This window comes from Streptomyces sp. NPDC097981 (assembly GCF_040302565.1).
Taxonomy (GTDB): Bacteria; Actinomycetota; Actinomycetes; order Streptomycetales; family Streptomycetaceae; genus Streptomyces.
Genome location: NZ_JBEORW010000002.1, coordinates 177,085 through 199,587 on the forward strand (window position 1 = coordinate 177,085; position 22,503 = coordinate 199,587).

At 69.1% G+C, this 22,503-nt stretch carries 16 protein-coding genes; 6 read left to right on the forward strand and 10 right to left on the reverse strand.

Going from position 1 to position 22,503, the window contains the following annotated elements:
• Positions 1 to 37: 37 nt before the first annotated feature.
• Together cydB and ABTY04_RS02500 are read right to left on the reverse strand one after the other, a co-directional pair.
• Positions 38 to 1,039: a cytochrome d ubiquinol oxidase subunit II gene (gene cydB, locus ABTY04_RS02495; RefSeq protein ID WP_352211445.1), complete on the reverse strand. Its 1,002-nt coding sequence runs from the start codon at positions 1,037 to 1,039 to the stop codon at positions 38 to 40.
• A gap of 18 nt (positions 1,040 to 1,057) precedes the next feature.
• Positions 1,058 to 2,563: a cytochrome ubiquinol oxidase subunit I gene (locus ABTY04_RS02500; protein WP_352211446.1), complete on the reverse strand. Its 1,506-nt coding sequence runs from the start codon at positions 2,561 to 2,563 to the stop codon at positions 1,058 to 1,060.
• A gap of 189 nt (positions 2,564 to 2,752) precedes the next feature.
• Between ABTY04_RS02500 and ABTY04_RS02505 the strand changes: the two genes are divergently transcribed.
• Positions 2,753 to 3,121 carry a cyclophilin-like fold protein gene (locus ABTY04_RS02505; protein WP_352211447.1) on the forward strand — a complete coding sequence of 123 codons (369 nt, stop codon included), beginning with the start codon at positions 2,753 to 2,755 and terminating at the stop codon, positions 3,119 to 3,121.
• Positions 3,122 to 3,148: 27 nt separating this feature from the next.
• Here ABTY04_RS02505 and hisC read toward each other — a convergent pair whose 3' ends face one another.
• The gene (gene hisC, locus ABTY04_RS02510; protein WP_352211448.1) at positions 3,149 to 4,231 is read right to left on the reverse strand and encodes a histidinol-phosphate transaminase; all 1,083 of its coding nucleotides are present in this window, start codon (positions 4,229 to 4,231) and stop codon (positions 3,149 to 3,151) included.
• Positions 4,232 to 4,592: 361 nt separating this feature from the next.
• Between hisC and ABTY04_RS02515 the strand changes: the two genes are divergently transcribed.
• From ABTY04_RS02515 to ABTY04_RS02525, 3 genes are all read left to right on the forward strand, one after another.
• Entirely contained in the window at positions 4,593 to 5,708 is a 1,116-nt protein-coding gene (locus ABTY04_RS02515) for a LacI family DNA-binding transcriptional regulator (RefSeq protein ID WP_352211449.1), read from the forward strand.
• A 216-nt stretch (positions 5,709 to 5,924) separates the two neighbouring features.
• A complete protein-coding gene (locus tag ABTY04_RS02520) occupies positions 5,925 to 7,100 on the forward strand; it encodes a metallophosphoesterase (RefSeq protein ID WP_352211589.1) in 1,176 nt (391 codons plus the stop codon).
• Positions 7,101 to 7,250: 150 nt separating this feature from the next.
• Entirely contained in the window at positions 7,251 to 8,075 is an 825-nt protein-coding gene (locus ABTY04_RS02525) for a hypothetical protein (RefSeq protein WP_352211450.1), read from the forward strand.
• A gap of 101 nt (positions 8,076 to 8,176) precedes the next feature.
• On the opposite strand, the gene ABTY04_RS02530 is transcribed toward ABTY04_RS02525, so the two are convergent.
• Together ABTY04_RS02530 and ABTY04_RS02535 are read right to left on the reverse strand one after the other, a co-directional pair.
• Positions 8,177 to 9,226 carry an aldo/keto reductase gene (locus tag ABTY04_RS02530; protein WP_352211590.1) on the reverse strand — a complete coding sequence of 350 codons (1,050 nt, stop codon included), beginning with the start codon at positions 9,224 to 9,226 and terminating at the stop codon, positions 8,177 to 8,179.
• A 69-nt stretch (positions 9,227 to 9,295) separates the two neighbouring features.
• Positions 9,296 to 10,306, reverse strand: coding sequence for an ArsR/SmtB family transcription factor (locus ABTY04_RS02535; protein WP_352211451.1), 1,011 nt, complete (start codon positions 10,304 to 10,306; stop codon positions 9,296 to 9,298).
• Positions 10,307 to 10,408: 102 nt separating this feature from the next.
• Here ABTY04_RS02535 and ABTY04_RS02540 point away from each other — a divergent pair, with 102 nt between their 5' ends.
• Positions 10,409 to 11,719, forward strand: a complete 1,311-nt coding sequence (locus tag ABTY04_RS02540; RefSeq protein WP_352211452.1) for an MFS transporter — start codon at positions 10,409 to 10,411, stop codon at positions 11,717 to 11,719.
• A gap of 101 nt (positions 11,720 to 11,820) precedes the next feature.
• Here the strand turns inward: ABTY04_RS02540 and ABTY04_RS02545 are convergent, their stop codons facing one another.
• The 3 genes from ABTY04_RS02545 to thiC all read right to left on the reverse strand — a co-directional run bounded on the left by ABTY04_RS02545 (position 11,821) and on the right by thiC (position 19,278).
• Entirely contained in the window at positions 11,821 to 14,226 is a 2,406-nt protein-coding gene (locus ABTY04_RS02545) for a non-reducing end alpha-L-arabinofuranosidase family hydrolase (RefSeq protein WP_352211591.1), read from the reverse strand.
• A gap of 323 nt (positions 14,227 to 14,549) precedes the next feature.
• Positions 14,550 to 17,180 carry an RICIN domain-containing protein gene (locus ABTY04_RS02550; protein WP_352211453.1) on the reverse strand — a complete coding sequence of 877 codons (2,631 nt, stop codon included), beginning with the start codon at positions 17,178 to 17,180 and terminating at the stop codon, positions 14,550 to 14,552.
• A 310-nt stretch (positions 17,181 to 17,490) separates the two neighbouring features.
• A complete protein-coding gene (thiC, locus tag ABTY04_RS02555) occupies positions 17,491 to 19,278 on the reverse strand; it encodes a phosphomethylpyrimidine synthase ThiC (protein WP_352211454.1) in 1,788 nt (595 codons plus the stop codon).
• 213 nt (positions 19,279 to 19,491) lie between these two features.
• Here thiC and ABTY04_RS02560 point away from each other — a divergent pair, with 213 nt between their 5' ends.
• Positions 19,492 to 20,934, forward strand: coding sequence for a YibE/F family protein (locus tag ABTY04_RS02560; protein WP_502996534.1), 1,443 nt, complete (start codon positions 19,492 to 19,494; stop codon positions 20,932 to 20,934).
• A 58-nt stretch (positions 20,935 to 20,992) separates the two neighbouring features.
• On the opposite strand, the gene ABTY04_RS02565 is transcribed toward ABTY04_RS02560, so the two are convergent.
• Together ABTY04_RS02565 and ABTY04_RS02570 are read right to left on the reverse strand one after the other, a co-directional pair.
• Positions 20,993 to 21,442 carry an SsgA family sporulation/cell division regulator gene (locus ABTY04_RS02565; RefSeq protein ID WP_352211455.1) on the reverse strand — a complete coding sequence of 150 codons (450 nt, stop codon included), beginning with the start codon at positions 21,440 to 21,442 and terminating at the stop codon, positions 20,993 to 20,995.
• Between the two features lie 99 nt (positions 21,443 to 21,541).
• Positions 21,542 to 22,279, reverse strand: a complete 738-nt coding sequence (locus tag ABTY04_RS02570; RefSeq protein WP_502996544.1) for an IclR family transcriptional regulator — start codon at positions 22,277 to 22,279, stop codon at positions 21,542 to 21,544.
• Between the last annotated feature and the right edge of the window lie 224 nt (positions 22,280 to 22,503).

Here is a 22,503-nt window from a genome sequence, read left to right on the forward strand (position 1 = left end):
CATCCCCCAGAGCAGGGTCAGGCGGAAGGGTCAGGGATCAGTGCGCATCAGCGATGTGCTGCGTACCGATCCGCTTGCGGAACACCCAGTACGTCCAGCCCTGGTAGAGCAGGACGAGCGGCGTGGCCACTCCCGCACACCAGGTCATGATCTTCAGGGTGTACGGGCTGGACGAGGCGTTGGTGACCGTGAGGTTCCAGGCGTCGTTCAGCGAGGACGGCATCACGTTCGGGAAGAGCGTCAGGAAGAGCATCGTGACCGCGGCGGCGATGGTGATGCCGGACAGGGCGAACGACCAGCCCTCGCGGCCCGCCAGGTTGAAGGCGAGGGCTCCGACCAGCGCCAGGACCGCGACGGCCATGGCGATCAGGCTCTTGCCGTCACCGTGCGAGACCTGGGTCCAGATCAGGAAGACGAGTGCCAGCACGGCAGTGAGGACGCCGAGCCGGGTCGCCATCGTGCGCGAGCGCTCCCGGATGTCCCCGACCGTCTTGAGCGAGGTGAACACCGCTCCGTGGAAGGTGAAGAGGGTGAGAGTGACCAGGCCGCCGAGGAGGGAGTAGACGTTGAGCAGGTCGAAGAGGCTTCCGACGTAATTCATGTGCTCGTCGATCTTCACACCGCGCACGATGTTGGCGAAGGCCACGCCCCACAGGAAGGCGGGGATCAGCGAGGTCCAGAAGATCGCGTGTTCCCAGTTGGTCTGCCACCTGTCCTCGGCCCGCTTGTGGCGGTACTCGAAGGCGACGCCGCGGACGATCAGACAGACCAGGATGGCCAGGAGCGGCAGGTAGAACCCGGAGAAGAGGGTGGCGTACCACTCGGGGAAGGCGGCGAAGGTCGCACCGCCGGCGGTGAGCAGCCAGACCTCGTTGCCGTCCCACACGGGCCCGATCGTGTTGATCAGGACCCGCTTCTCCTTGCGGTCGCGGGCCAGCAGCTTGGTCAGTACGCCGACTCCGAAGTCGAAGCCTTCCAGGAAGAAGTAGCCGGTCCACAGGACGGCGATGAGCACGAACCAGACGTCATGGAGTTGCATGGTGCGGTCCCCTCAGCCTCAGTACGAGAAGGCCATCGGCCGGTCGGGGTTCTTGTCGTCCCCGCCGATCTTGGTGGGCGGGTTCAGGTCGGCCTCGCTGAGCTCGGGAGGCCCGAGCTTGACGTACTTCACCAGCAGCCTGACCTCGATCACCGCGAGCACGGCGTACAGAAGCGTGAAGCCGATCATCGAGGTGAGCACCTCACCCTGGGAGACGTGGGGCGAGACCGCGTCGCGGGTGCGCAGGACTCCGTAGACCACCCAGGGCTGGCGGCCCATCTCGGTGAAGATCCAGCCCCAGGAGTTGGCGATGAGCGGGAAGCCCATGGTCCAGAGGGCGACGATCCAGTACCACGTGGCGAACCGGGGGCTCAGCGCCTTCTTGAAGAGGACCAGGTGCGGAACCTCGTCCTCGCCGGTGCGCAGGCTCGGCGGCAGCATGAACTTCTTCCGGGTGAGCCAGAGCCCCAGCACGCCGACGCCGAGGGAAGCCATGCCGAAGCCGATCATCCAGCGGAAGCCCCAGTAGGCGACCGGGATGTTGGGCCGGTAGTCGCCGGGCCCGAACTTCTCCTGTTCGGCCTTGTTGACGTCGTTGATGCCGGGAACGAAGGAGGTGAAGTCGTCATTGGCCAGGAAGGACAGCAGGCCCGGGATCTCTATGGCGACCTTGTTGTGGCCCTTTTCCACGTCTCCGTAAGCGAAGACGGAGAAGGGTGCGGGCGCCTCGCCGTCCCAGAGCGCCTCCGCGGCGGCCATCTTCATCGGCTGCTGCTTGAACATCACCTTTCCGAGCAGGTCACCGCTGATGGCGGTGCCCATGCCGGCGATGATCAGGGTGACCAGGCCGAGCCTCAGCGAGGTCCGCATCACGGGGATGTGCTTCTTGCGGGCCAGGTGGAAGGCGGAGATGCCGGCCATGAAGGCGCCGCCGACCAGGAAGGCCGCCGTGATGGTGTGGAAGAACTGGGTCAGCGCGGTGTTCTGGGTGAGGACCAGCCAGAAGTCGGTGAGCTCGGCCCGGCCCCGCTCCTTGTTGATCCGGTAGCCGACCGGGTGCTGCATCCAGGAATTGGCCGCGAGGATGAAGTACGCGGAGAGGATGGTGCCGATCGAGACCATCCAGATGCAGGCCAAGTGGATCTTCTTCGGCAGTTTGTCCCAGCCGAAGATCCACAGGCCGATGAAGGTCGATTCGAAGAAGAAGGCGATGAGCGCCTCGAAGGCCAGCGGGGCTCCGAAGACGTCACCGACGAAGCGCGAGTAGTCGGACCAGTTCATGCCGAACTGGAACTCCTGCACGATGCCCGTGACGACGCCCATCGCGATATTGATCAAGAAGAGCTTGCCCCAGAACTTGGTGGCCCTGAGGTACTTCTCTTTCCCCGAACGCACCCATGCGGTCTGAAGGCCTGCCGTGAGCGCGGCGAGCGAGATCGTCAGCGGGACGAAGAGGAAGTGGTAGACGGTGGTGATGCCGAACTGCCAGCGCGCCAACGTCTCTGGCGCCAAAGCTACGTCCACGTCGTCGTCTCCTTCGGTTCGCCGTGGTCACTGCCGCAGACTGCCCGGCGCGCCCTACTCAATACGAGACAAAGCAGGGCACGCTTGTGAACGCGTTCACATTCACAAGCATTATGTCGCACTGCTTCCGGCGCCTTTCAGCCGGGGTCCCCCTAGTCAACGCATTCAACAGATTGTTGAATGCCGCTCATGAGGATTCGCATCTCCTGGCCCGCGGGCCAGCTCACGGCAACGCTCGACGAGACCCCGACCAGCAAGGCGCTGGCCGAGGCCCTTCCGATCTCCGCCTCCGCCCATACGTGGGGGGAGGAGGTCTACTTCGACACCGGCGTCTCCGTGGCGCTCGAACACGACGCCCGGCAGGTCGTCGAACCGGGCACGGTCGCGTTCTGGACCGAGGGCGACGCACTCGCACTGCCCTACGGCCCCACACCCATCTCGCGCGGAGGCGAGAGCCGCCTGGCGAGCCCGTGCAACGTGCTCGGCTCGTTCGACGGCGACCCCCGCCTGCTGTCCACCGTCCGCGACGGCGACCCGATCCGCGTGGAACTCGCGTAGCTCCCGTGCTCTCGCAGCCCTCCGGGGCTACATCTCCTTGAAGAAGGCCTCCGCCGTGTGCAGGAAGAGGTCGTTCGCCTCGGTCTCACCGATCGTGACCCGCAGGCCCTCGCCCGCGAAGGGCCGGACCACCACACCGGCCTTCTCGCAGGCCGCCGCGAACTCGGCGGTCCGCTCCCCCAGCCGCATCCACACGAAGTTCGCCTGCGTCTCCGGCACCACGGTCCAGCCCTGGCCCAGCAGCGTCTTGTAAACCCGCGCGCGCTCGCCCACCAGCGCCCCGACACGGCCCATCAGCTCGTCCTCGGCCCGCAACGAGGCGACCGCCGCGTCCTGGGCGAGCTGGCTGACGCCGAAGGGCACCGCCGTCTTGCGCAGCGCCGCCGCCACCGGCTCGTGTGCCACCGCGAAGCCCACGCGCAGGCCGGCCAGCCCGTACGCCTTGGAGAACGTGCGCAGCACGCAGACGTTCGGGCGGTTGCGGTAGAGCTCGATGCCGTCCGGCACCTCGACGTCGCGGACGAACTCGCGGTACGCCTCGTCCAGCACCACCAGGATGTCCGAGGGCACCCGGTCCAGGAACCGCTCCAGCTCGGCGCGGCGCACCGCGGTGCCGGTGGGGTTGTTGGGGTTGCAAACGAAGATCAGCCGGGTCCGCTCGGTGATCGCGTCGAACATCGCGTCGAGGTCGTGCACGTCCCCGTCGGTCAGCGGAACCTGCACGGACTTCGCACCCGAGATCTGCGTGATGATCGGGTAGGCCTCGAAGGACCTCCAGGCGTAGATGACCTCGTCACCCGGGCCCGCCGTGGACTGGATCAGCGACTGGGCCACACCCACGGAGCCCGTGCCGGTGGCGATGTGCTCGACCGGCACACCGAACCGCTCGGCGAGCTCGTTCACCAGGCCCGTGCAGGCCATGTCGGGGTAGCGGTTGAACTGTCCGGCCGCCGCGACCGCGCTCTCCAGCACCCCGGCCAGCGGCGGGTAGGGGTTCTCGTTCGAGGACAGCTTGTACGCGACGGGCCCGCCCGCGGCAGCGGGCTTCCCCGGCTTGTAGGTGGGAATGCCGTCCAGCTCGGCGCGCAGCTTCGGGCTCTTCTCGCTCACCGCAGGTCCTCCTCGACCGTCCCGTACGACGTCGCCGTCGACTCAATACTGCTCACCTTATGAGGATTCCGCTCTCCCGAAAATGGCAGCGCCAGGATTGCGGGGGAGCGCACGCATATATGCGCACGCCGGTGGCCCACGCCGTGGCGCGCATCCCTCGTACAGGTGAGTTGAGACCGCCCCGAGACCACACCGTTTTGGCATGCCCGTACCCGACGACAAACAGCCCGCTCGCCCCCTGCTCCCAAATTCCTTCATTTCCAAGGTCATTGGGGGTGGCGAACCATGCAGAATCGTGCCTGTCAACGCGTGCATATGCACCCGGACCACCCACCCCTCCGAGCCCTACTATCGGCTCGCCATGACAGCAGCAGGGAAGCATCAGGTGAGCCGGACCGAGACCACCCGGCGGGCCGCCGGCCGACAGGGCCGGGCCGGCATCAGGGACGTGGCCGCCGCGGCGGGCGTCTCGATCACGACCGTCTCCGACGCGCTCAATGGCAAGGGACGGCTGCCGGACGCCACCCGCCGCCACGTTCGCGAGGTCGCCGACCGGCTGGGCTACCGCCCCTCCGCCGCGGCCCGCACCCTCCGTACCGGCAAGTCGGGCCTCATCGGCCTGACCGTGACGACGTACGGGGATGAACCTTTCACCTTCACCGAATTCGCCTACTTCGCCGAGATGGCCAGGGCCGCCACCTCCGCCGCGCTCGCCCGCGGCTACGCCCTCGTCATCCTCCCCGCCACCTCCCGACACGACGTGTGGTCCAACGTGGCCCTCGACGGCACCGTCGTCATCGACCCCTCCGACCACGATCCCGTCGTCAGCGAACTGGTCCGCCAAGGGCTCCCCGTCGTCTCCGACGGCCGTCCGGCGGGCTCCCTGCCCGTCACCGCCTGGGTCGACAACGACCACGAGGCCGCCGTACTCAACCTGCTCGACCACCTCGCCGCCGCCGGCGCGCGCCGGATCGGACTGCTGACCGGCACCACCACCGACACCTACACCCGGCTCTCCACCACCGCCTACCTCAGCTGGTGCGAGCGCGTCGGACAGGACCCCGTCTACGAGTCCTACCCCGCCCACGACCCGTGCGCGGGAGCCGTCGCCGCAGACCGGCTGCTCGCCCGGCCCGACCGGCCCGACGCCGTCTACGGGCTCTTCGACCCCAACGGGACCGATCTGCTCGCCGCCGCCCGGCGCTACGGCCTGCGCGTCCCCGAGGACCTGCTGCTCGTGTGCTGCAGCGAGTCCACCGTGTACGCCAACACCGAACCGCCCATCACCACCCTCTCCCTCAAACCGCGCCGCATCGGCACCGCCGTCGTCCAGCTGCTCATCGACGCCATCGAGGGGGTCGACACCGGCCGCCCGGTCGAACAGGTGGTCCCGACCGAGCTGATCGTCCGTACTTCCTCGCAGCGCAGGCAGCCCCGTACGACCATCAGTCCGCCCCGGTCACCGGCCAAGGACTGACCGCAACATCGCGATACCGGCGGGGTCGACGGTCCCGCCAAGGAATTCCGGAACGCCTTTTTCGGGCGAAAGCGGCAGGAACTATTGGTTCCGCCCAGGATTCACCACCCCTGGTGCGTCACAGAGCGCGAGCTGCATTCCTATGATGGGCGCACGACATCACGGACCCTCCGCCCCGGAGGTGAGGAGGGTCCGCAGGTGTACGGCAGCGCGACGGTGGTGGAGGGGTCGATGACTCAGGGGGCCGGTCAGGGACCCGCGATGCGGACGGAGACGCTGCGGGACTTCCGAGTTCCGGTCACCGAGCCCGCCCCGTACGGCGTGCCCGGCGGGCGTCCCGACGATGCCCCCGTGTACGGCGAGTACCCCGCGTACTACGGGGAGGGCGCGCCCGTGCCCCCGCCGCCGCCCGTGGGCCAGGCACCCGCCGCGGGCGGACCGGCCGAAGAGGACGACTTCGACGCGGGCTACACGCCCACCCACCGCGATCTGCCGATCATCGGCCGCGGCGGGCCGGGCGACACCGTCCAGGTCCAGTACGTGCCCCAGGAGCCCCAGGCCTCGGGCCCCGGACCGCTGTACGTCGTCGGCGACGTCCACGGCTACCTCGACGAGCTCGTCACCGAGCTCCAGGCCCAGGGCCTCATCGACGCCGACCGCCGCTGGTCGGCCGGCAACGCGCGCATGTGGTTCCTCGGCGACTTCACCGACCGCGGCCCCGACGGCATCGGCGTCATCGACCTCGTCATGCGCCTGTCCGCCGAGGCCGCCGCCGCCGGCGGCTACTGCAAGGCCCTCATGGGCAACCACGAGCTGCTGCTCATCGGCGCCAAGCGGTTCGGCGACACCCCCATCGCCTCGGGCGCCGGCACCGCGACCTTCCAGGCCGCCTGGCTCCTCAACGGCGGCCAGCGCACGGACATGGAGCGCCTGGAGGACGTACACCTCCAGTGGATGTCGCGGCTGGACGCGGCCGTGCTGGTGGACGGGCACCTGCTGCTGCACTCCGACACCACCGCGTACCTCGACTACGGCGACTCCATCGAGGACGTCAACGACACCATCCACGAGCTGCTCAACCGCAACGACGCCGACATCACCTGGGACCTGTTCCGCAAGTTCACCAAGCGGTTCGCCTTCCGCGACGAGGAGACCGGCCCGCAGGCCGTGCGCGAGCTCCTCGGCATCTACGGCGGTGGCCATGTCGTGCACGGACACAGCCCGATCCCGTACCTGCTGGGCGAGGTGGGCACCGAGGACGGCGACGAGTCCCGCGGCCCGGAGGCGGTGAACGGCCCGCACGTATACGCGGAAGGACTCGCCATCGCCATGGACGGCGGGGTCACGATGGCGGGCAAACTGCTGGTCGTTCAACTCCCGCTGAACGACTGAGGGTTATCAGAAGGGGGGTAATTTCAGGAAAGCCCCTGTCACGGCGTGGCATGGGCGCTCTACCATCGCCCTATCCGTAGCAGGCTCTCCTCCGTTTGTGCCGGCGCCCGGGTCTACGCGGGCAAACCGGTCCCCACGGAGCATCGGGGGATGCACATGAACAGCGCTCCGCACCTGCTGGCCGAAGACCGACCCGAGTTCGATCGGCTCCTCGACGAGGCGCTGCGCACCGCGCACGAACGGCCCGAGCTCGCCTCCCTCGGTGAGCGACTGAACGCCGAACAACTGCGCACGATGGCCATCGGGGCCATCGCGCTGCTGACGGCCGCGGCTGCGGCCGAGTACGACCACTACGTGAAACTCCGCGTGGAACGACGCGACGAGGCCCTGTCCGGCCCCGGATCGGCAGAAGACCAGAGGGCCGGGCAGGGCGAGGGCGACGACGGCGCGGGCGTCAGTGCCGTGGTCGCGGTGCTCGCGCCGGTCCTGGCGGGCACCGCCATGCTGATCTTCCTGGTGGTGGGCTACACCCTGAAGGCGGTGGAGCCCGAACCCGCCTTCGCCGACACGATGCTGACGGCAGGCTGGCTGTTCGGCGCGCTGACGGTGGTCTCCCTGCTGTTCGCGGTGATCGGGCTGCTGGTGACGGCCGTCCGCAACCGCGCCACCGAGGTGGTGGCCGCGGACGAGCCCGGGGCGATACCCGACGAGGTCGCGCAGGCCCGCGAGGCCTGGCGGCACGCCCTGCTGGAACGGGGAATCCTGCCGTTCCTGCGGGACGCGCTGGCCGATCCGAGCGTGGGGCCGGTGCATCCGTCCCCGCGCACGCCGAAGGCCGGGCGCATCCCCAACCTCGGATACACCCGACCCGACTTCACGAGTCCTGGCTCCTCCTCGCAGGGACCCCGGCCCGGGTACACGCCTCCGGACTTCAGCAGCCCGGACTTCGGCGGCCCGGAGACGGAGTCGCCATGACGGCCGCTCGGATTCGCCGCCGTCCGCAAGGGGCCGTCCGTCCCTGTTTCACGTGAAACATCGCGCCCTGCCAAGCTCCGGGCTGACACGGAGGGCGGGGCCTAGCCCGCAGCCCGGTCCCCCGGTGCCCGCCGACGCTGCGCGGTGTCGGTCAGAGCCGGCGAACGCCACACCCCGTCCGGGTGGTAGAGGTTCGTCCCTGGGGGCACGATCTCGTCGATCCGGTCGAGCATCTCGTCGTCGAGGACCAGTCCGGCGCCCTTGACCAGCGAGTTCAGCTGGTCCATGGTCCGCGGTCCGATGATCACCGAGGTGACCGCGGGATGTGCGACCGGGAAGGCGACGGCCAGCTCTGGCAGGGTGCAGCCGATGCCGTCGGCGAGCTCGACGAGCTGTTCCACGGCCTCCAGCTTGGCGATGTTGCCGGGTATCGCCGGGTCGAAGCGCGCGGGCGTCAACGCCGCCCTCCCCGAGTTCAGGTCGACGGGCCTGCCGAGCCGGTACCTGCCGCTCAGGAAGCCGGACGCGAGCGGGCTCCAGGTCACCACCCCCATCCCGTACCGCCGAGTGACGGGCAGCACGGAGGCCTCGATCCCTCGCGCGAGGATCGAGTACGGGGGCTGCTCCGTCCGGAACCGCGGGAGGGCCCGCCGCTCGGCGACGTGATGCGCCTCGACGATCTCCTCGGCGGGGAAGGTGGAACAGCCGAAGGCGCGGATCTTGCCGGCCCGCACCAGGTCGCCGAGGACCGAAAGGGTCTCCTCGATGTCCGTCGAGTGGTCGGGCCGGTGCACCTGGTAGAGGTCGATCCAGTCGGTGTCCAGCCGCCGCAGGCTGTCCTCCACGGCCCGTACGATCCACCGCCGCGAGTTCCCGCTGCGGTTGCGTCCCTCTCCCATCTGGAAGTGGACCTTGGTGGCGAGCACGACATCGTCGCGCCGCCCCTTGAGCGCCTTGCCGACGATCTCCTCGGACTCCCCGGCGGAGTACATGTCCGCGGTGTCGACGAAGTTGATCCCCTGATCGAGCGCGGCATGGATGATCCGCGCGCACTCCTCGTGGTCCGGGTTCCCCACCGCTCCGAACATCATCGTGCCGAGGCAGTGCGCACTGACCTCTATGCCGGTCCCGCCCAGACTGCGGTATCTCATGGTCATGGGCCTGCACTGTAGGAGCTGAAGTGCACTCCAGGGCAAGCACTTTCCGCATCGAGGACAGTCTCAGTCCGACCGTGGCACCTTCACCTCACCGCAGCGTGCATCGGCGGCCGTCAGCAGAACCTCCGCCGCCTCGGTCCGGGCGTAGAACACGTACCGGCCGCTTCGGTGGGCCTCGACCAGGCCGGCGGCCCGTAGTGCGGCCAAGTGCTGGGAGACGCCACCAGCGGTGATCGCGGTGCGGCGGGCCAGGTCGGACGTCGACGCGGGCATGTCGAGTTCGGCCAGCAGACGAGCCCTGGACCGGCCGATGACCGATGCCAGGGCCTGTGGGAGCGAGGACCGCCGTTCCCACAGCGTGGCCACGCCGCGCGGTGGATACCGCAGCGTGGGCTGCCAGTTCGCGGTGATGACGGAGAAGACCCGGGGCCAGACGAACACCGACGGAACGAGGAGGAGACCGCGCCCGCCGAGTTGCCGGCTGCCACGAGCGTAGTGGTGCCCCACGTACAGCGTGTCGGCGTCCCACGTCACGCCGGGGCCGAGGTCGTTGAGCAGCTGCTGCGCTCCGTACTCGGCGAACAGCCTGGCCCGGTGGAGCACGTCGCCCTCCAGAAGGGAACGCATCCGCGGCCAGTACGGCGCGAGTGCGATGTCCCAGTACGCCTCCACGACGTCGGCGAGTTCGGCAAGACCGCGGCGCGGATCGCTCCGCAGCCGTTCGATCCGCTCGGAGCGGGGTGCCCGCTGACCGCTGAGTCCGGACCGGACCCGGTCCGGTGGGGTGGATCGCAGTACGGCCAGTTCGAGTCCCAGATCGGCGACCGGGGTGGTCGGTGGCGGCGCGATGAAGACCGGTATGGCCAGGGGCGGTTGCGGGATCAGATCGGCGAGCAGGCCCCAGTCCAGCCCCGAGGCGGCCAACCGCCGGCCGGCTTCGTCGCTCCAGGGCCGGTAGAGGGAGTGCTCGGCCGGGTGCTTCAGCACCCTGACGCTGGCCACCACCTCCCACAGCGGCGACAGGGCGAACCTGGTGCGGGCCAGATCGCGGACGGAGAAGGCCAGGTCCAGCACGGTGCAGCCCTTCTGTGGAGAAAGATCCCACGGCCGGCAGGTCAGGATTCAGTACAGCCTAAATTCATGGCCTGCCGGGCTCCTCGGCAAGAGGCTCGTTCCATGACCACCACGACCGGCCCGGCCACCACTGATCCCGCTCTTCAGCCGGACGCGGCCCATCCCACTGCCGGACCGCGCCGTTCGGTCCTCCACGACCCCGGCTTCCGCCTGCTCATCAGCGCAGCAGCCGCAAGCAAGCTCGGCACCTCGGTCAGCTCCCTGGCGATGCCGCTGGCAGCCGTGCTGGCCCTGCACTGCTCGGCCGGACAGGTCGGCCTGCTGGCGATGTTGAGCACGCTCTCCTTCCTGCTGATCGGCCTGCCGGCCGGAGCCTGGGTGGACCGGATGCGGAAGCGACCCGTGATGATCGCCGCCGACCTGGTCAGGGCGGCGCTCTTCGGCTCGGTTCCGGTGGCCTGGATCCTGGGGATCCTGACCATCCACCAGCTGTATCTGGTGGTCCTGTTGGCGGGCGCGGCCACGGTGTTCTTCGATGTGGCCGCCCTGAGCCAACTGCCCCATCTGGTCGGACGGGAGCAGCTCACCGAGGCCAACGCCCACCTCGTGACGGTGGATGCGCTCACCCTGGTCGGCGGAAGAAGCGCGGGCGGCTTCCTGGTGGCATTGCTGTCGGCCCCGACGGCCATCGCAGTCGACGCGGCCGGCTACCTGTGCTCGGCGGTCCTCCTGCTGCGCATCCGCCGACCGGAGCCACCGTCACGGCCCCCGCGCGGCGAACGCCTCTCCGGCGAGATCGGCGAAGGCCTGCGCTTCGTGTTCGGTCATCCGGTCCTGCGCCCCATCGCACTCGCCGGAGCGGTGACCAACCTGTCCGTCCAGCTGTGCCAGACCATGCTCCCGGTGCTGTTCGCCCGTGAGCTCGGGCTCTCCAACGGCGTCATCGGCCTGTTCTTCGCCGCCGGGGGGCTCGGCGTGTTCATCGGTTCGCTGTCGGCCCGACGGCTCGCCCGCCGCTTCGGCGCGGGCCGGGTGCTGTGGCTGATGGGGCTCGCCATCGCGCCGTTCGGCTTCCTCATGGCGCTGGCCGACCGGGGTCCGGCACTCTGGCTCGCCGTGGGCGCCTGGCTGATCACGACGTTCAAGGTCGGCATAGACAATGTGATCAAGGTCAGCTTCCGCCAGAGCGTGACTCCGGACCGGTTGCTCGGCCGGATGAACGCCACCATGCGGGTCGTGCTGACCGGCTCACTCGCTGTCGGTGCGGCGCTGGCCGGTCTGTTGGGCGAGTTCGGCTCCGTCCGGGCAGCCCTGTGGGCCGGGGCGGCAGGGCTGGCCACGGTCTGGGTACCGGTCTTCTTCTCACCGCTGCGCAGCGAGCGCCGGCTGCCCGGCCCCGGCGGACCGCGGTGAACCTCCGACGCCAGGCAGAGCGCCGCCCCACAGGCCCGCGCCCCGCGGGACGCCGCTCTGGGGAACCCCCTCCTCCTCCCCAGAGCAGCGCAACCGCGACGTCAGCGCTGCAGGGTGAGGACACCGGGCCGGTACGGCAGTTGGTCGTAGGGGCCGCCCGCGGTGGGGGACTTGCCCTGGTAGAGGAACTGCAGGTTGCACGGGTCGATGGTCATGGTCTGGTCGGGGTTGCTGCGGACCAGGTCGCCGTGGCTGATGTCGTTGGTCCAGGTGGCACCGCTGTTGGCCTTGCCTGCGAAGGGGTTGCTCTCGCTGGCGGCCTGCGGGGTCCAGGAACCGTTCAGGCTGGAGGCCGTGAACGAGCGGAAGTAGCGCCCGTTCACACCCTGCGCCTCGACGATCATGAGGTACTGGTTCTGGTCCTTGACCTTGTATACCTGCGGCGCCTCGAACAGGTTGTTCGTGGTGTCGCTCATGACCGTCGTGTACGACGAGCCGAAGCTGCCCGGGAAGTTCCCGATCGGCATGCTCGCCCGGTAAATGCTGCCGTTGTCACCGGCGAAGAACAGGTACATGTTCTGGCCGTCGGCGATCAGGGTCTGGTCGATCGGGCCGGTGCTGGACTTGGGGATGCTGCCGGTGAACAGCGGCTGCGGCGCGGACCAGCCGTTGGGGTTGGTCGGGTCGCTGGAGGTGCGGTAGATGAACGGCCACTGACCCCACTGGTAGGCGAGCACCCAGATGTTCTTGGGCGCGAAGTAGAACAGTGTGGGCGCCACTGCGGCCTGGCCCATCCCGCTCTGTCCGGCCGACGCCATGTCCGACCAGTTGGTGAACGGGCTGAACATCATGGAGCCGTACGACGACCCCGACACGTTCGAGCCGTAGACCAGGTGCTTGCCGTTGTACATGACGTTCGTGAAGTCCTTCACCGACGCCCACCCGTTCGCCGGCTGCGCCAGCGCACCCGTGGAGGACCACCGGTAGCTCGACGGAAGGGCGCACGTGCCGCCCGGCGCGGGCGTTGTCGGGGTCGGAGCCGGGGTGGGCGACCCGGACGACCTGAAGGTCCAGTGCTGGTTGGCGGCGCCCCAGGAGTCCCAGATCTGGACGGCGGTGCCGTTGGCGGTCTGGTTGCCGGGGGTCTCCAGGGCCCGGCCGCTGGCGACGTTGATGAGGGTGTAGGAGCCGTCGCCGTTCTGGGCGGCCTTCCAGTGCTGGTTGGCGCCGCCGTTGTTGTCCCAGACCAGCAGCTTGGTCCCGTTGGCGGTCTGGCCGCCCGGCTCGTCCAGGACCCGGCCGCTGGCGACGTTGGTCAGGGTGTAGGAGCCGTCGCCGTTCTTGGTGGCCTTCCACTGCTGGTTGGTGGCGCCGCTGGCGTCCCACACCTGGAGCGGGGTGCCGTTGCCGTTCTGTCCGGCGGGCTGGTCGAGAACACGTCCGGCGGCGCCCACCGCGGAGAGCGTGTAGACGGCGGCGGAGTTGATGCCGCCGCCCGGCTTACCGCCGCCGGCGCTGCCCAGAGTGGTGAGTACGGTGCTGTAGGCGGGCTTCTTGTTGCCGTTGTTGTCGAACAGCAGCGCGTTCTCGCCGGTGCGCCAGGAGTCGCTGTCGCGGATGCCCCACACCGTGATGCCGGTGCAGCGCGCGACGGCGAGGCAGTCCTTGACGGCGTTGTCGTACGCGCCGGCGGACGCCTGGGCGATGTCGAGCTCGGTGATCTGGACGTCCACGCCGAGCGCGGCGAAGCTGGACAGGGTGGTCTGGAAGCTGGCCGGGGGGCCGCCGGCGCCGAAGTGGCTCTGGAAGCCCACGCAGTCGATCGGCACGCCGCGGGACTTGAAGTCCTTGACCATGTTGTAGACGCCCTGGGTCTTGGCGTCGGACCAGTTCTCGATGTTGTAGTCGTTGTAGCAGAGCTTCGCCGAGGAGTCGACGTTCCGGGCGGTGCGGAAGGCCTCCTCGATGAAGCCGTTGCCCAGCACGTCCTGGAACACCGAGCTGCGGTGCTGGCCGCTGCCGCCGTCGGCGAACGCCTCGTTGACCACGTCCCAGGCGTAGATCTTGCCCTTGTAGTGGGTCATCTCCTGGGTGATGTGATTGTTCATCACGCTGCGGAGAGTGTTGGCGTCGTTGATGGAGCGGACCCAGCCGGGAAGCTGGGAGTGCCAGACCAGGGTGTGGCCGCGCATCTTCTGGCCGTGCGCGGAGGCGTGGTTGACGATCGAGTCGGCGGGGCCGAAGTTGAACGACCCGCGGGAGGGCTCGATGGCGTCCCACTTCATCTCGTTCTCCGGGGTGATCATCTTGAATTCCCGGTCGAGAATGGTGGAGTACGCCGAGTCGCCGAGCCGGCCCGTGGGCACTGCGGCGCCGAAGTAGCGGCCGCTGACGGCCGCTGCGTCGGCGAGCACGGTCGGCGTGCCGGCGTCCGACGTGAACGCGGCCTGGGCGACCAGCGGTACGGCTGCACCCACGGCGGCGAGCGCCACGGCGGCGGCGATCAGGCGGCGGGTTGGCGGCCGGCGGCGATGAGAGCGGTTCTTATCTGGCAACAGCTTGTCCCTCTGGCGCAGTGGGCCTCGGTCTTGGCCACGGTTACCTGCCAGTTGCCGCCACGCACACAAAGGTTGCCGTGATCGGGAGAACTTTTTTTATCGAGCCGGAGACCGGCGCGCGGCCCTCATCCCGTCGGGGCGAAGCCGCCCCGGACCGCAAGGGCGCCCGCGGCGGTCCCGGCGCCGGCGCGGCAGATGTCGTCCTTGGCGTTCCGTCAGACACGGCGGGGCCGCAGGCCGGTTGGCCCGCGGCCCCGCTCAGGGTGTCGGGGTCAGGAAGGATCGCCGTACTGGAGACCGCGACCGTTGGTGCCGATGTACACCCGGCCGTAGGTGTCGGGGTCACCGGTGACGATGCGCGAGCCGGCGAAGTTGCCCCACTGGTGCGCGTCGTCGTTGATCCGGACCCAGCTCGCGCCCTGGTCGGTGGAGCGGAAGACGCCGGCGACGCCCTTGACGGTGCCGATCAGGTACAGCGCCTGGTACGAGGTGCCCGGGGCGGCCTTGCCGAAGCCGAGGGCGGAGGCGGACTCCACCGAGGACAGCTTGGCGAAGCTGCGGCCGCCGTCGGTGGAGTGCAGCAGACCCGAGCCGCCGCCGGAGAGCCACAGGTCACCCGCGACGCCGGGGACGGCGCTGAGCTTGCCGCTCGGCAGGTTGCCGGCGCGGGCGGTGAAGTTCGCGCCGCCGTCGGTGCTGGCGTAGAGCGTGCCGTTGTTCAGCGAGTAGAAGGTGTTGGCCGAGGACCGGTCGGCGACGACCACGGCATCGTTGCCGAGGCCGTTGACCCTCGACCAGCTCGCGCCCCGGTCGGTGGACCTGTACGGGGCCTGGCCGGCCTCGGTCCAGACGAAGCTGGAGCCGTCCGCCGCGATCGCGATGTGGCCGCTGTCCGCGCTGGGCACCGGCTCGCCCTTGAAGCCGTTCCAGGTGTGGCCGCCGTCGGTGGAGAGGGCGCCGTCCTGCGCACCGCCCCGGCCGACCCGGACCACCAGCGAGGGGTTGGACTGGGCGAAGTCGAGCGAGGTGCTGTTGTAGATCGTCGGGTTGACCAGCCGCCCGGTGGGCTCCTTCGTCAGGTCGTCGTACACGAAGCCGCCCTGGTCGCCCATCGAGGTGATGAGGGCGGCGGCGCCGGGCGGGGAGACCGCGTCGTACAGCGCCGTCTCCTCCAGCCCGCGGGCTCCGATGAACCAGTGGCTGGTGCCGCCGTTGTCGGTCGCGTTGGCGTCCTTGCTGGCCCAGATGCCGTTGCCGGTGCCGTACATCACGTGCCCGGAGTCGAACGGGTCGATGCTCAGGGCGGTCATCCAGTGCCCGATGCCGGTGCCGAGGTACGGGGCGAGGGAGGCGTCCCGCACCGACCTGTCGGACTGGGTCTTCCAGGTCGCACCGCCGTCGGTGGTGCGGTAGACCTCGTCCTGCGGCCACCAGCGGTCCAGCGTGGTGACCATCACCGTGGACGGCTTCTGCGGGTCGACGGCCAGACCGGCGAACCCGTAGCCGCCCTGGGACGGCGAGATGTTCTTCCACGCCCCGCCGGAGGTGCTGTACTTCCACACCGAACCCGCCGTCACGCCGTTGGGCCCCGGGTTGTTGGAGTACGTCAGGTACAGCGAGCCGTCACCGGAGAGCACACCGTGCTGCGGCACCTGGCCGGTGGGCTGCCCGGAGACCGCATGCCAGGAGTTGCCGCCGTCGGTGGAGCGGTACAGGTTGGTGGACCTGTCGGCGACGCCGACGTAGATCGTGTTGCTGCCGGCCGGGCCGTAGGTCACGAAGGAGATGCCGGTGCCGAAGCTCCCGCCGTCCTTGACCGGGAACGAGGAGACCTGGTTCCAGGTCTGGCCGTGGTCGGTGCTGCGCCACAGGCCGTTCTTGCGGGTGCCCAGCAGCAGGGTGTCGTGGTTCGCGGGGTCGATCACCAGGCGCTCGCCCGCCCCGCGGCCGTCCTCGTTGCCGCCCAGCTTGAACGGCAGGTCGGTGCGCTGGAAGGTGCGGCCCCGGTCGGTGGAGCGCAGGATCGAGCCGTTGCCGGCCCAGTCGTTGGTGTAGGTGCCGGCCGCGAGGTAGAGCCGGTCCGGGTCGACCGGATCGGTGGCCAGCGACTCGATGCCCAGCAGGTTCCAGTCCTTCTGACCGACCCAGTCGGTGAGCGGTGTCCACTGCTCGGCGCCGGTGTCCCAGCGGTACGCGCCACCCATGTCGGTGCGCGCGTACAGCAGGCCCTTCTCCTTCTGGTTGAAGACCAGGCCGGTGACGTAACCGCCGCCCGCCACCGGGGCGTTCTGCCACACGTACGCTCCGGACCCGGTCTGCGCGCCGCCGCTCTCAGCCACCTTCACCAGCTTCCACTGCTGGTTGGAGCTGCCCTTGCCCGGCCACTGGATGACCTGCGCGCCCTGGTCCGGGGAGCTTCCGGAAACGTCCAGGACCTGCCCACTCTTGCGGGAGGTGAAGGTGACGGCGTCGGAACCGCTCACATCGTCGATCCGCCACTGCTGGGACGCTGAGGACCTGTCCGTCTGCTGCTCGGCGGCGGCCGCCTGGCTGGTCGAGTCGCCCGCCATGCCCAGCACCTTGCCACTGTTGCGGTTCACCAGCTCGACGTAGCCGTCCCCGGTGGACTTCAGTTTCCACTGCTGGTTGGCGGTGTTCTGGTCGGTCCACTGCTGGATACGGGTGCCGTCGGCGGTGGAGAAGCCGTTGACGTCCAGCACCTTGCCGCTGCGTACCGAGACCAGCCGGTAGTAGGCACCGCCGTCGACCGTCGCGGCCTGGGAGTCCTCCTGCACGAACAGGAGATACGGCACGAGGACGGCGGGCGCACCGAGCAGCAGACCGGTCGCGGTCCAGCGACGGCGGTGACGCCCGCGGCGCCCGCCGTTCGTGGGGTTGCTCATGGGTAGACGTTCTCCTTGCGAACTGTTCACGAGGGAAAGGCGGATCCGGACAGCGGAACTGGCCGGATCTGCTTCCTTGTGGTCACAGGCTCCGCAAAGGGTTGCCTCGAGCCGGAAACTTTTTCTGGTCACCTCGTGGTGGGGTGGACGTTGATCAGCGTCCAGGGTGACGTCGGCGCCCTCGGCGTCGACGTTCCACACGCGCGTACCCCAGAAAGGTCGGCGTCCTCACAAGCGGCTCAAGAACACGGCTGAAGCGAAGCGCCGTCCCGGAAAGCGAAAGCCTCTCGGGACGGCGCTCGTCTGTAGGTCAGTCAGCCAGCGGCAGGTACACCCGGTTGCCGCTCGCCGCGAACTCGGCGGACTTCTCCGCCATGCCCGCCTCGATCTCATCGGCCTTCAGGTCGCCGCCGTGCTCACGGCGGATGTCCTGGGAGATCTTCATCGAGCAGAACTTCGGACCGCACATGGAGCAGAAGTGCGCGGTCTTGGCCGGCTCGGCCGGGAGCGTCTCGTCGTGGAACTCGCGGGCCGTGTCCGGGTCGAGGGCCAGGTTGAACTGGTCCTCCCAGCGGAACTCGAACCGCGCGTCCGACAGGGCGTCGTCCCACTCCTGGGCGCCCGGGTGCCCCTTGGCGAGGTCCGCCGCGTGTGCAGCGATCTTGTACGTGATGACGCCGGTCTTCACGTCGTCACGGTTGGGCAGGCCCAGGTGCTCCTTCGGCGTGACGTAGCAGAGCATCGCGGTGCCCCACCAGGCGATCATCGCGGCGCCGATGCCCGAGGTGATGTGGTCGTACGCCGGGGCGACGTCCGTGGTCAGCGGGCCGAGCGTGTAGAACGGCGCCTCCTCGCAGATTTCCTGCTGGAGGTCGATGTTCTCCTTGATCTTGTGCATCGGGACGTGGCCCGGACCCTCGATCATGGTCTGCACGTTGTGGCGCTTGGCGATCGTGTTCAGCTCGCCCAGCGTCTTCAGCTCCGCGAACTGCGCCGCGTCGTTGGCGTCCGCGATGGAACCGGGCCGCAGGCCGTCGCCCAGCGAGTACGTGACGTCGTACGTCGCGAGGATCTCGCAGAGCTCCTCGAAGTTCGTGTAGAGGAAGTTCTCCTTGTGGTGCGCCAGGCACCACGCGGCCATGATCGAGCCGCCGCGGGAGACGATGCCGGTCTTGCGGCGGGCGGTCAGCGGCACGTACGGCAGCAGCACGCCGGCGTGGACCGTCATGTAGTCGACGCCCTGCTCGGCCTGCTCGATGACCGTGTCCTTGTAGATCTCCCAGGTCAGGTCCTCGGCGCGGCCGTCGACCTTCTCCAGCGCCTGGTACAGCGGCACGGTGCCGATCGGCACGGGAGAGTTGCGCAGCACCCACTCGCGGGTGGTGTGGATGTTGCGGCCGGTCGAGAGGTCCATGACCGTGTCGGCGCCCCACTTGGTCGCCCAGGTCATCTTGTCGACCTCCTCCTCGATGGAAGAGGTGACGGCGGAGTTGCCGATGTTGGCGTTGACCTTCACCAGGAACCGCTTGCCGATGATCATCGGCTCGATCTCCGGGTGGTTCACGTTTGCGGGAAGCACCGCACGGCCCGCGGCGATCTCCTCGCGGACGACCTCGGGGGAGACGTTCTCGCGGATCGCGACGTACTCCATCTCCGGAGTGATCTCACCGCGGCGGGCGTACGCGAGCTGCGTGACGGCGGCGCCGTCACGGCCGCGGCGGGGCTGGCGGGGGCGGCCCGGGAAGACCGCGTCGAGGTTCTTGAGGCCACCGCGCGGCGAGGTGTGCTTGATGCCGTCGTCCTCGGGGCGCACGGGGCGGCCCGCGTACTCCTCGGTGTCGCCGCGGCCGATGATCCAGTTTTCACGCAGCGGCTGCAGGCCGCGCCGGACGTCGGTCTCGATCTGCGGGTCGGTGTACGGCCCGGACGTGTCGTAGAGCGTCACGTCCTTGCCGTTGGTGAGGTGGACCTGGCGGACCGGCACCCGGATGTCGGGGCGGGAACCCGCTACGTAGCCCTTGTGCCAGCCGGGCTGGCGCTCGGTCTGGCCGTCGGCGTCCTGGCTGACGGCAGGCGTGCGTGCGTCCTGAATGGTCATGAGACCTGATCTCCCTACGCCGGCATTACCCGGTAACAGGTTCGGCGGTCGACGCAGCCTCTTCCCGTACGCATGTGTGCTGCGCGTACGGTGATCAGCGCCCTCTCAGCCCGGTGCTCCGAGCTCCCGCGTTGTGCAAAGGTGCTCCCACGCTAGCGTCATTTGTGGCGTGCTGAACAGTGGGCCCCCCTCAACTCTTGCGATGATCTGCCGGTGACGTCCTCGCCGCAGCCTCCCTCCGTGCCCACTGTGCCCCCCACGCCCACGGGTACCACCGACCACGAGCACGCGGGCCACGAGCACGCGGGCCACGAGCACGCGGGCCACGAGCACGGCCCGCCCCAGGGCCACTCGCACGGTCATGCCCATGGTCATTCCCACGGCCATGGGCCGGCGGCTCCCGTCTCGAAGCACCTGCGCAAGGTCATCGCTGCGGTACTGATCCCCTTCGCCGCCGCCGTCTTCGTCGGCATGGTGGTGCTCTGGCCGGGCGGTGCCCCCGCGCACGAGCGCTCCGGAGTGGGCTTCGACCGGCAGACCCAGCAGGGCCAGGTCGTCGCGCTGGAGCAGGTCGACTGCAAATCGGTGAACGCCTCGCAGGTGCCGCCCACCGGCAGCGTCTCCACCCCGGAGGGCCGCGAGGCCAAGGCCGCGCAGACCGGCGAGTGCAAGAAGGCCACCGTCGAGGTCACCACCGGCCCCGACAAGGGCCGCACCTTCTTCGAGATCGTCCAGCCGGGCGCACCACGGCAGTTGGAGGACGGCCAGGAGGTGGTCGTCGCGTACGCGCCGGACGCGCCCCGGGATCTCCAGTACTCCGTGGTCGACGTGAACCGCAAGCTGCCCCTGGCGGTACTGGCTGCCATCTTCGCGGTGGCGGTGGTCGTCGTCGGCCGGATGCGCGGCCTGTTCGCGCTGATCGCGCTGGCCGTCAGCTTCGGGGTGCTGACCCTCTTCATCCTCCCGGCGATCCTGCAGGGGTCGAACCCGCTCCTCGTCGCCGTCGTCGGCGCCAGCGCCATCATGCTCATCGCGCTCTACATGTGCCACGGCCTGAGCGCCCGTACGTCCGTGGCCGTCCTGGGCACGCTCGTATCGCTGCTGCTGATCGGGCTGCTCGGCTCGGTGTTCGTCGACTGGGCGTTCCTCAGCGGCAACACCGACGACAACACCGGGCTGATCCACGGGCTCTTCCCGGACATCGACATGAGCGGTCTGCTGCTTGCGGGCGTGATCATCGGATCGCTGGGTGTGCTCGACGATGTGACGGTCACCCAGACCTCAGCGGTCTGGGAACTCCACCAGGCCGACCCGTCGATGGGGTCCCGCGCCCTGTACCGCGCGGCCATCCGGATCGGCCGCGACCACATCGCATCCGTGGTCAACACCCTGGTGCTGGCCTACGCGGGTGCGGCGCTGCCCCTGCTGCTGCTGTTCTCGATCGCGAACAGCAGCGTGGGTTCGGTCGCCAACAGCGAGCTGGTCGCAGAGGAAATCGTACGGACTCTCGTCGGGTCGATCGGCCTGGTGGCCTCGGTCCCGGTGACGACGGCACTCGCCGCTCTCGTGGTTTCCGCCGACCGGCCGGGATCCCCGGCCGGAGCGGCTGCCTCGGGGCCGGTCCGCGGAGGCCGGGGACGGCGGCGCAAGCGCTGAGCGACCCGGGCTGCTCGGGGGCCCGGGGGCTCGGGGCGGCGCGGCCCGTCCGCTCCGCTCAACCCGCGTTCTGCTCGTTCTGCCGCGACTCGGCCAGGATCCTGTCCAGCGCTTCGTCGAGGTTCTCCTCGAAGTCGCCGAGACTGCGCTCCTGACCGAGCGGAACGAGCCGGTCGGTGCGGTCGAGGAACGCGACGAGCGGCGCCGCGCCGACCCGGAACAGGGCCCGGTCGCAGCCGACCTGGAGCCGGATGTGGACGTCGGACAGCTCCTCGGGATCGGTGGGGGCGATGTGTACGTCGCCGTCACCGCACGGCTTGTTGATGCCGTCGAGGAGGAGCTCCCGGCCGAAAGCCCAGGTCACGGGCGCGTCTCCGGGAAGGTGGAAGGTCAGGCGCACTGCGTAGGGGTCACGGGTGTCGTACCGGAGTTCCACCGGGATCCGGAACGAGAGCTCCTCGGAAACGAGGAAGCTCATCATGACTTCTGCCTGTACCGACTCGCGCATTGCCTACCCCGCTGTGTAGAGGAAGTGGCCAGGAATGAACCCTCAGGGCCCTCTTGACAAGGGTGGTGGAAGCGCTTGCGGATCACAAGGAGTGAGTTTTCAGATACTGATAGAGAACGAGAGGGTGCTCAACAGCGCGCCTACTTCACTCCGTAGCCGATCAACCACACACAGCAATCGTTCCTCCTGATGCAAAGGGAGGGAAATCGCCATGGCTGCGACGGTATCGCCGGCCGTGATGGGGATGGCCGCACACACCGTGCCCAGGGCGTATTCCTGACGCTCCGTGACCGGCTGCATGCGGTCGAGGGACGCGATGCGGTCTTCAAGAGCGCTCTGGTCCCGGACGGTGTACCGGGTGACGGCCTCGACCGGGTGCCGGTCGTAGTAGTCCCTGCGCGTCCTCTCGTCGAGCTGGGCCAGCAGGCACTGCCCGATGGCGTGCGCATGGCCGGTCGCACGGAAATCGGCCCACTCCTCGACGGCGGGGCTGGCCGGGGTGTCCGAGACACCCACGAGCTCGATCTCACCCTCGCGGAACACCGCGAAGTAGACGGGGGCCCCGACCGCGTCGCGGAAGTGCGCGAGGGAGTCGGCGATCATGCTGCGACGTTTCTGCTGTAGCCCGCCGCCCACAAGCCGCCCGGCGGCCGCGCCGAGGACGAACACGCCGCCCTCGCGCCGCAGGTAGCCCTCGTGGGTGAGGGTGCGCAGCAGGTGGTACGCGGTAGGGAGCGGCACCCCCGCCTCGCGCGCCAGTTGTTTCGCCGGGGCCCCGTCACCATGGGAGCCCGCTGCTTCGAGCAGCCTCAACGCGCGCTGCACCGAACCGATCAGCGTCGGCACACCGGCATTGCGAACCGGAGACAAAGCTCACCCCCAGGCGTGGCGGCGGGCCTTGGAAGGGCCTGCCCTGCGGGGGCCGCCCCCGCACATGCCGTGGCTCCTGGGGGTCGCGCTCGGCCGACACTTGAAACAACCACAGGTCAGGGCGGCGCTACCAGCTCTCGGCGCCCAGGGACCGGCACAGATTGCCACTCTATCCGCCGATTCCTGCGGTG

What these genes read in the sequence shown, in the direction of transcription:
- cydB (WP_352211445.1), bottom strand. Translation starts at nt 1,039, where the DNA reads ATGCAACTCCATGACGTCTGGTTCGTGCTCATCGCCGTCCTGTGGACC.
- ABTY04_RS02565 (WP_352211455.1), bottom strand. Translation starts at nt 21,442, where the DNA reads ATGCGCGAGTCGGTACAGGCAGAAGTCATGATGAGCTTCCTCGTTTCC.
- ABTY04_RS02530 (WP_352211590.1), bottom strand. Translation starts at nt 9,226, where the DNA reads ATGAGATACCGCAGTCTGGGCGGGACCGGCATAGAGGTCAGTGCGCAC.
- ABTY04_RS02540 (WP_352211452.1), top strand. Translation starts at nt 10,409, where the DNA reads ATGACCACCACGACCGGCCCGGCCACCACTGATCCCGCTCTTCAGCCG.
- ABTY04_RS02505 (WP_352211447.1), top strand. Translation starts at nt 2,753, where the DNA reads ATGAGGATTCGCATCTCCTGGCCCGCGGGCCAGCTCACGGCAACGCTC.
- thiC (WP_352211454.1), bottom strand. Translation starts at nt 19,278, where the DNA reads ATGACCATTCAGGACGCACGCACGCCTGCCGTCAGCCAGGACGCCGAC.
- ABTY04_RS02550 (WP_352211453.1), bottom strand. Translation starts at nt 17,180, where the DNA reads ATGAGCAACCCCACGAACGGCGGGCGCCGCGGGCGTCACCGCCGTCGC.
- ABTY04_RS02525 (WP_352211450.1), top strand. Translation starts at nt 7,251, where the DNA reads ATGCACATGAACAGCGCTCCGCACCTGCTGGCCGAAGACCGACCCGAG.
- ABTY04_RS02515 (WP_352211449.1), top strand. Translation starts at nt 4,593, where the DNA reads ATGACAGCAGCAGGGAAGCATCAGGTGAGCCGGACCGAGACCACCCGG.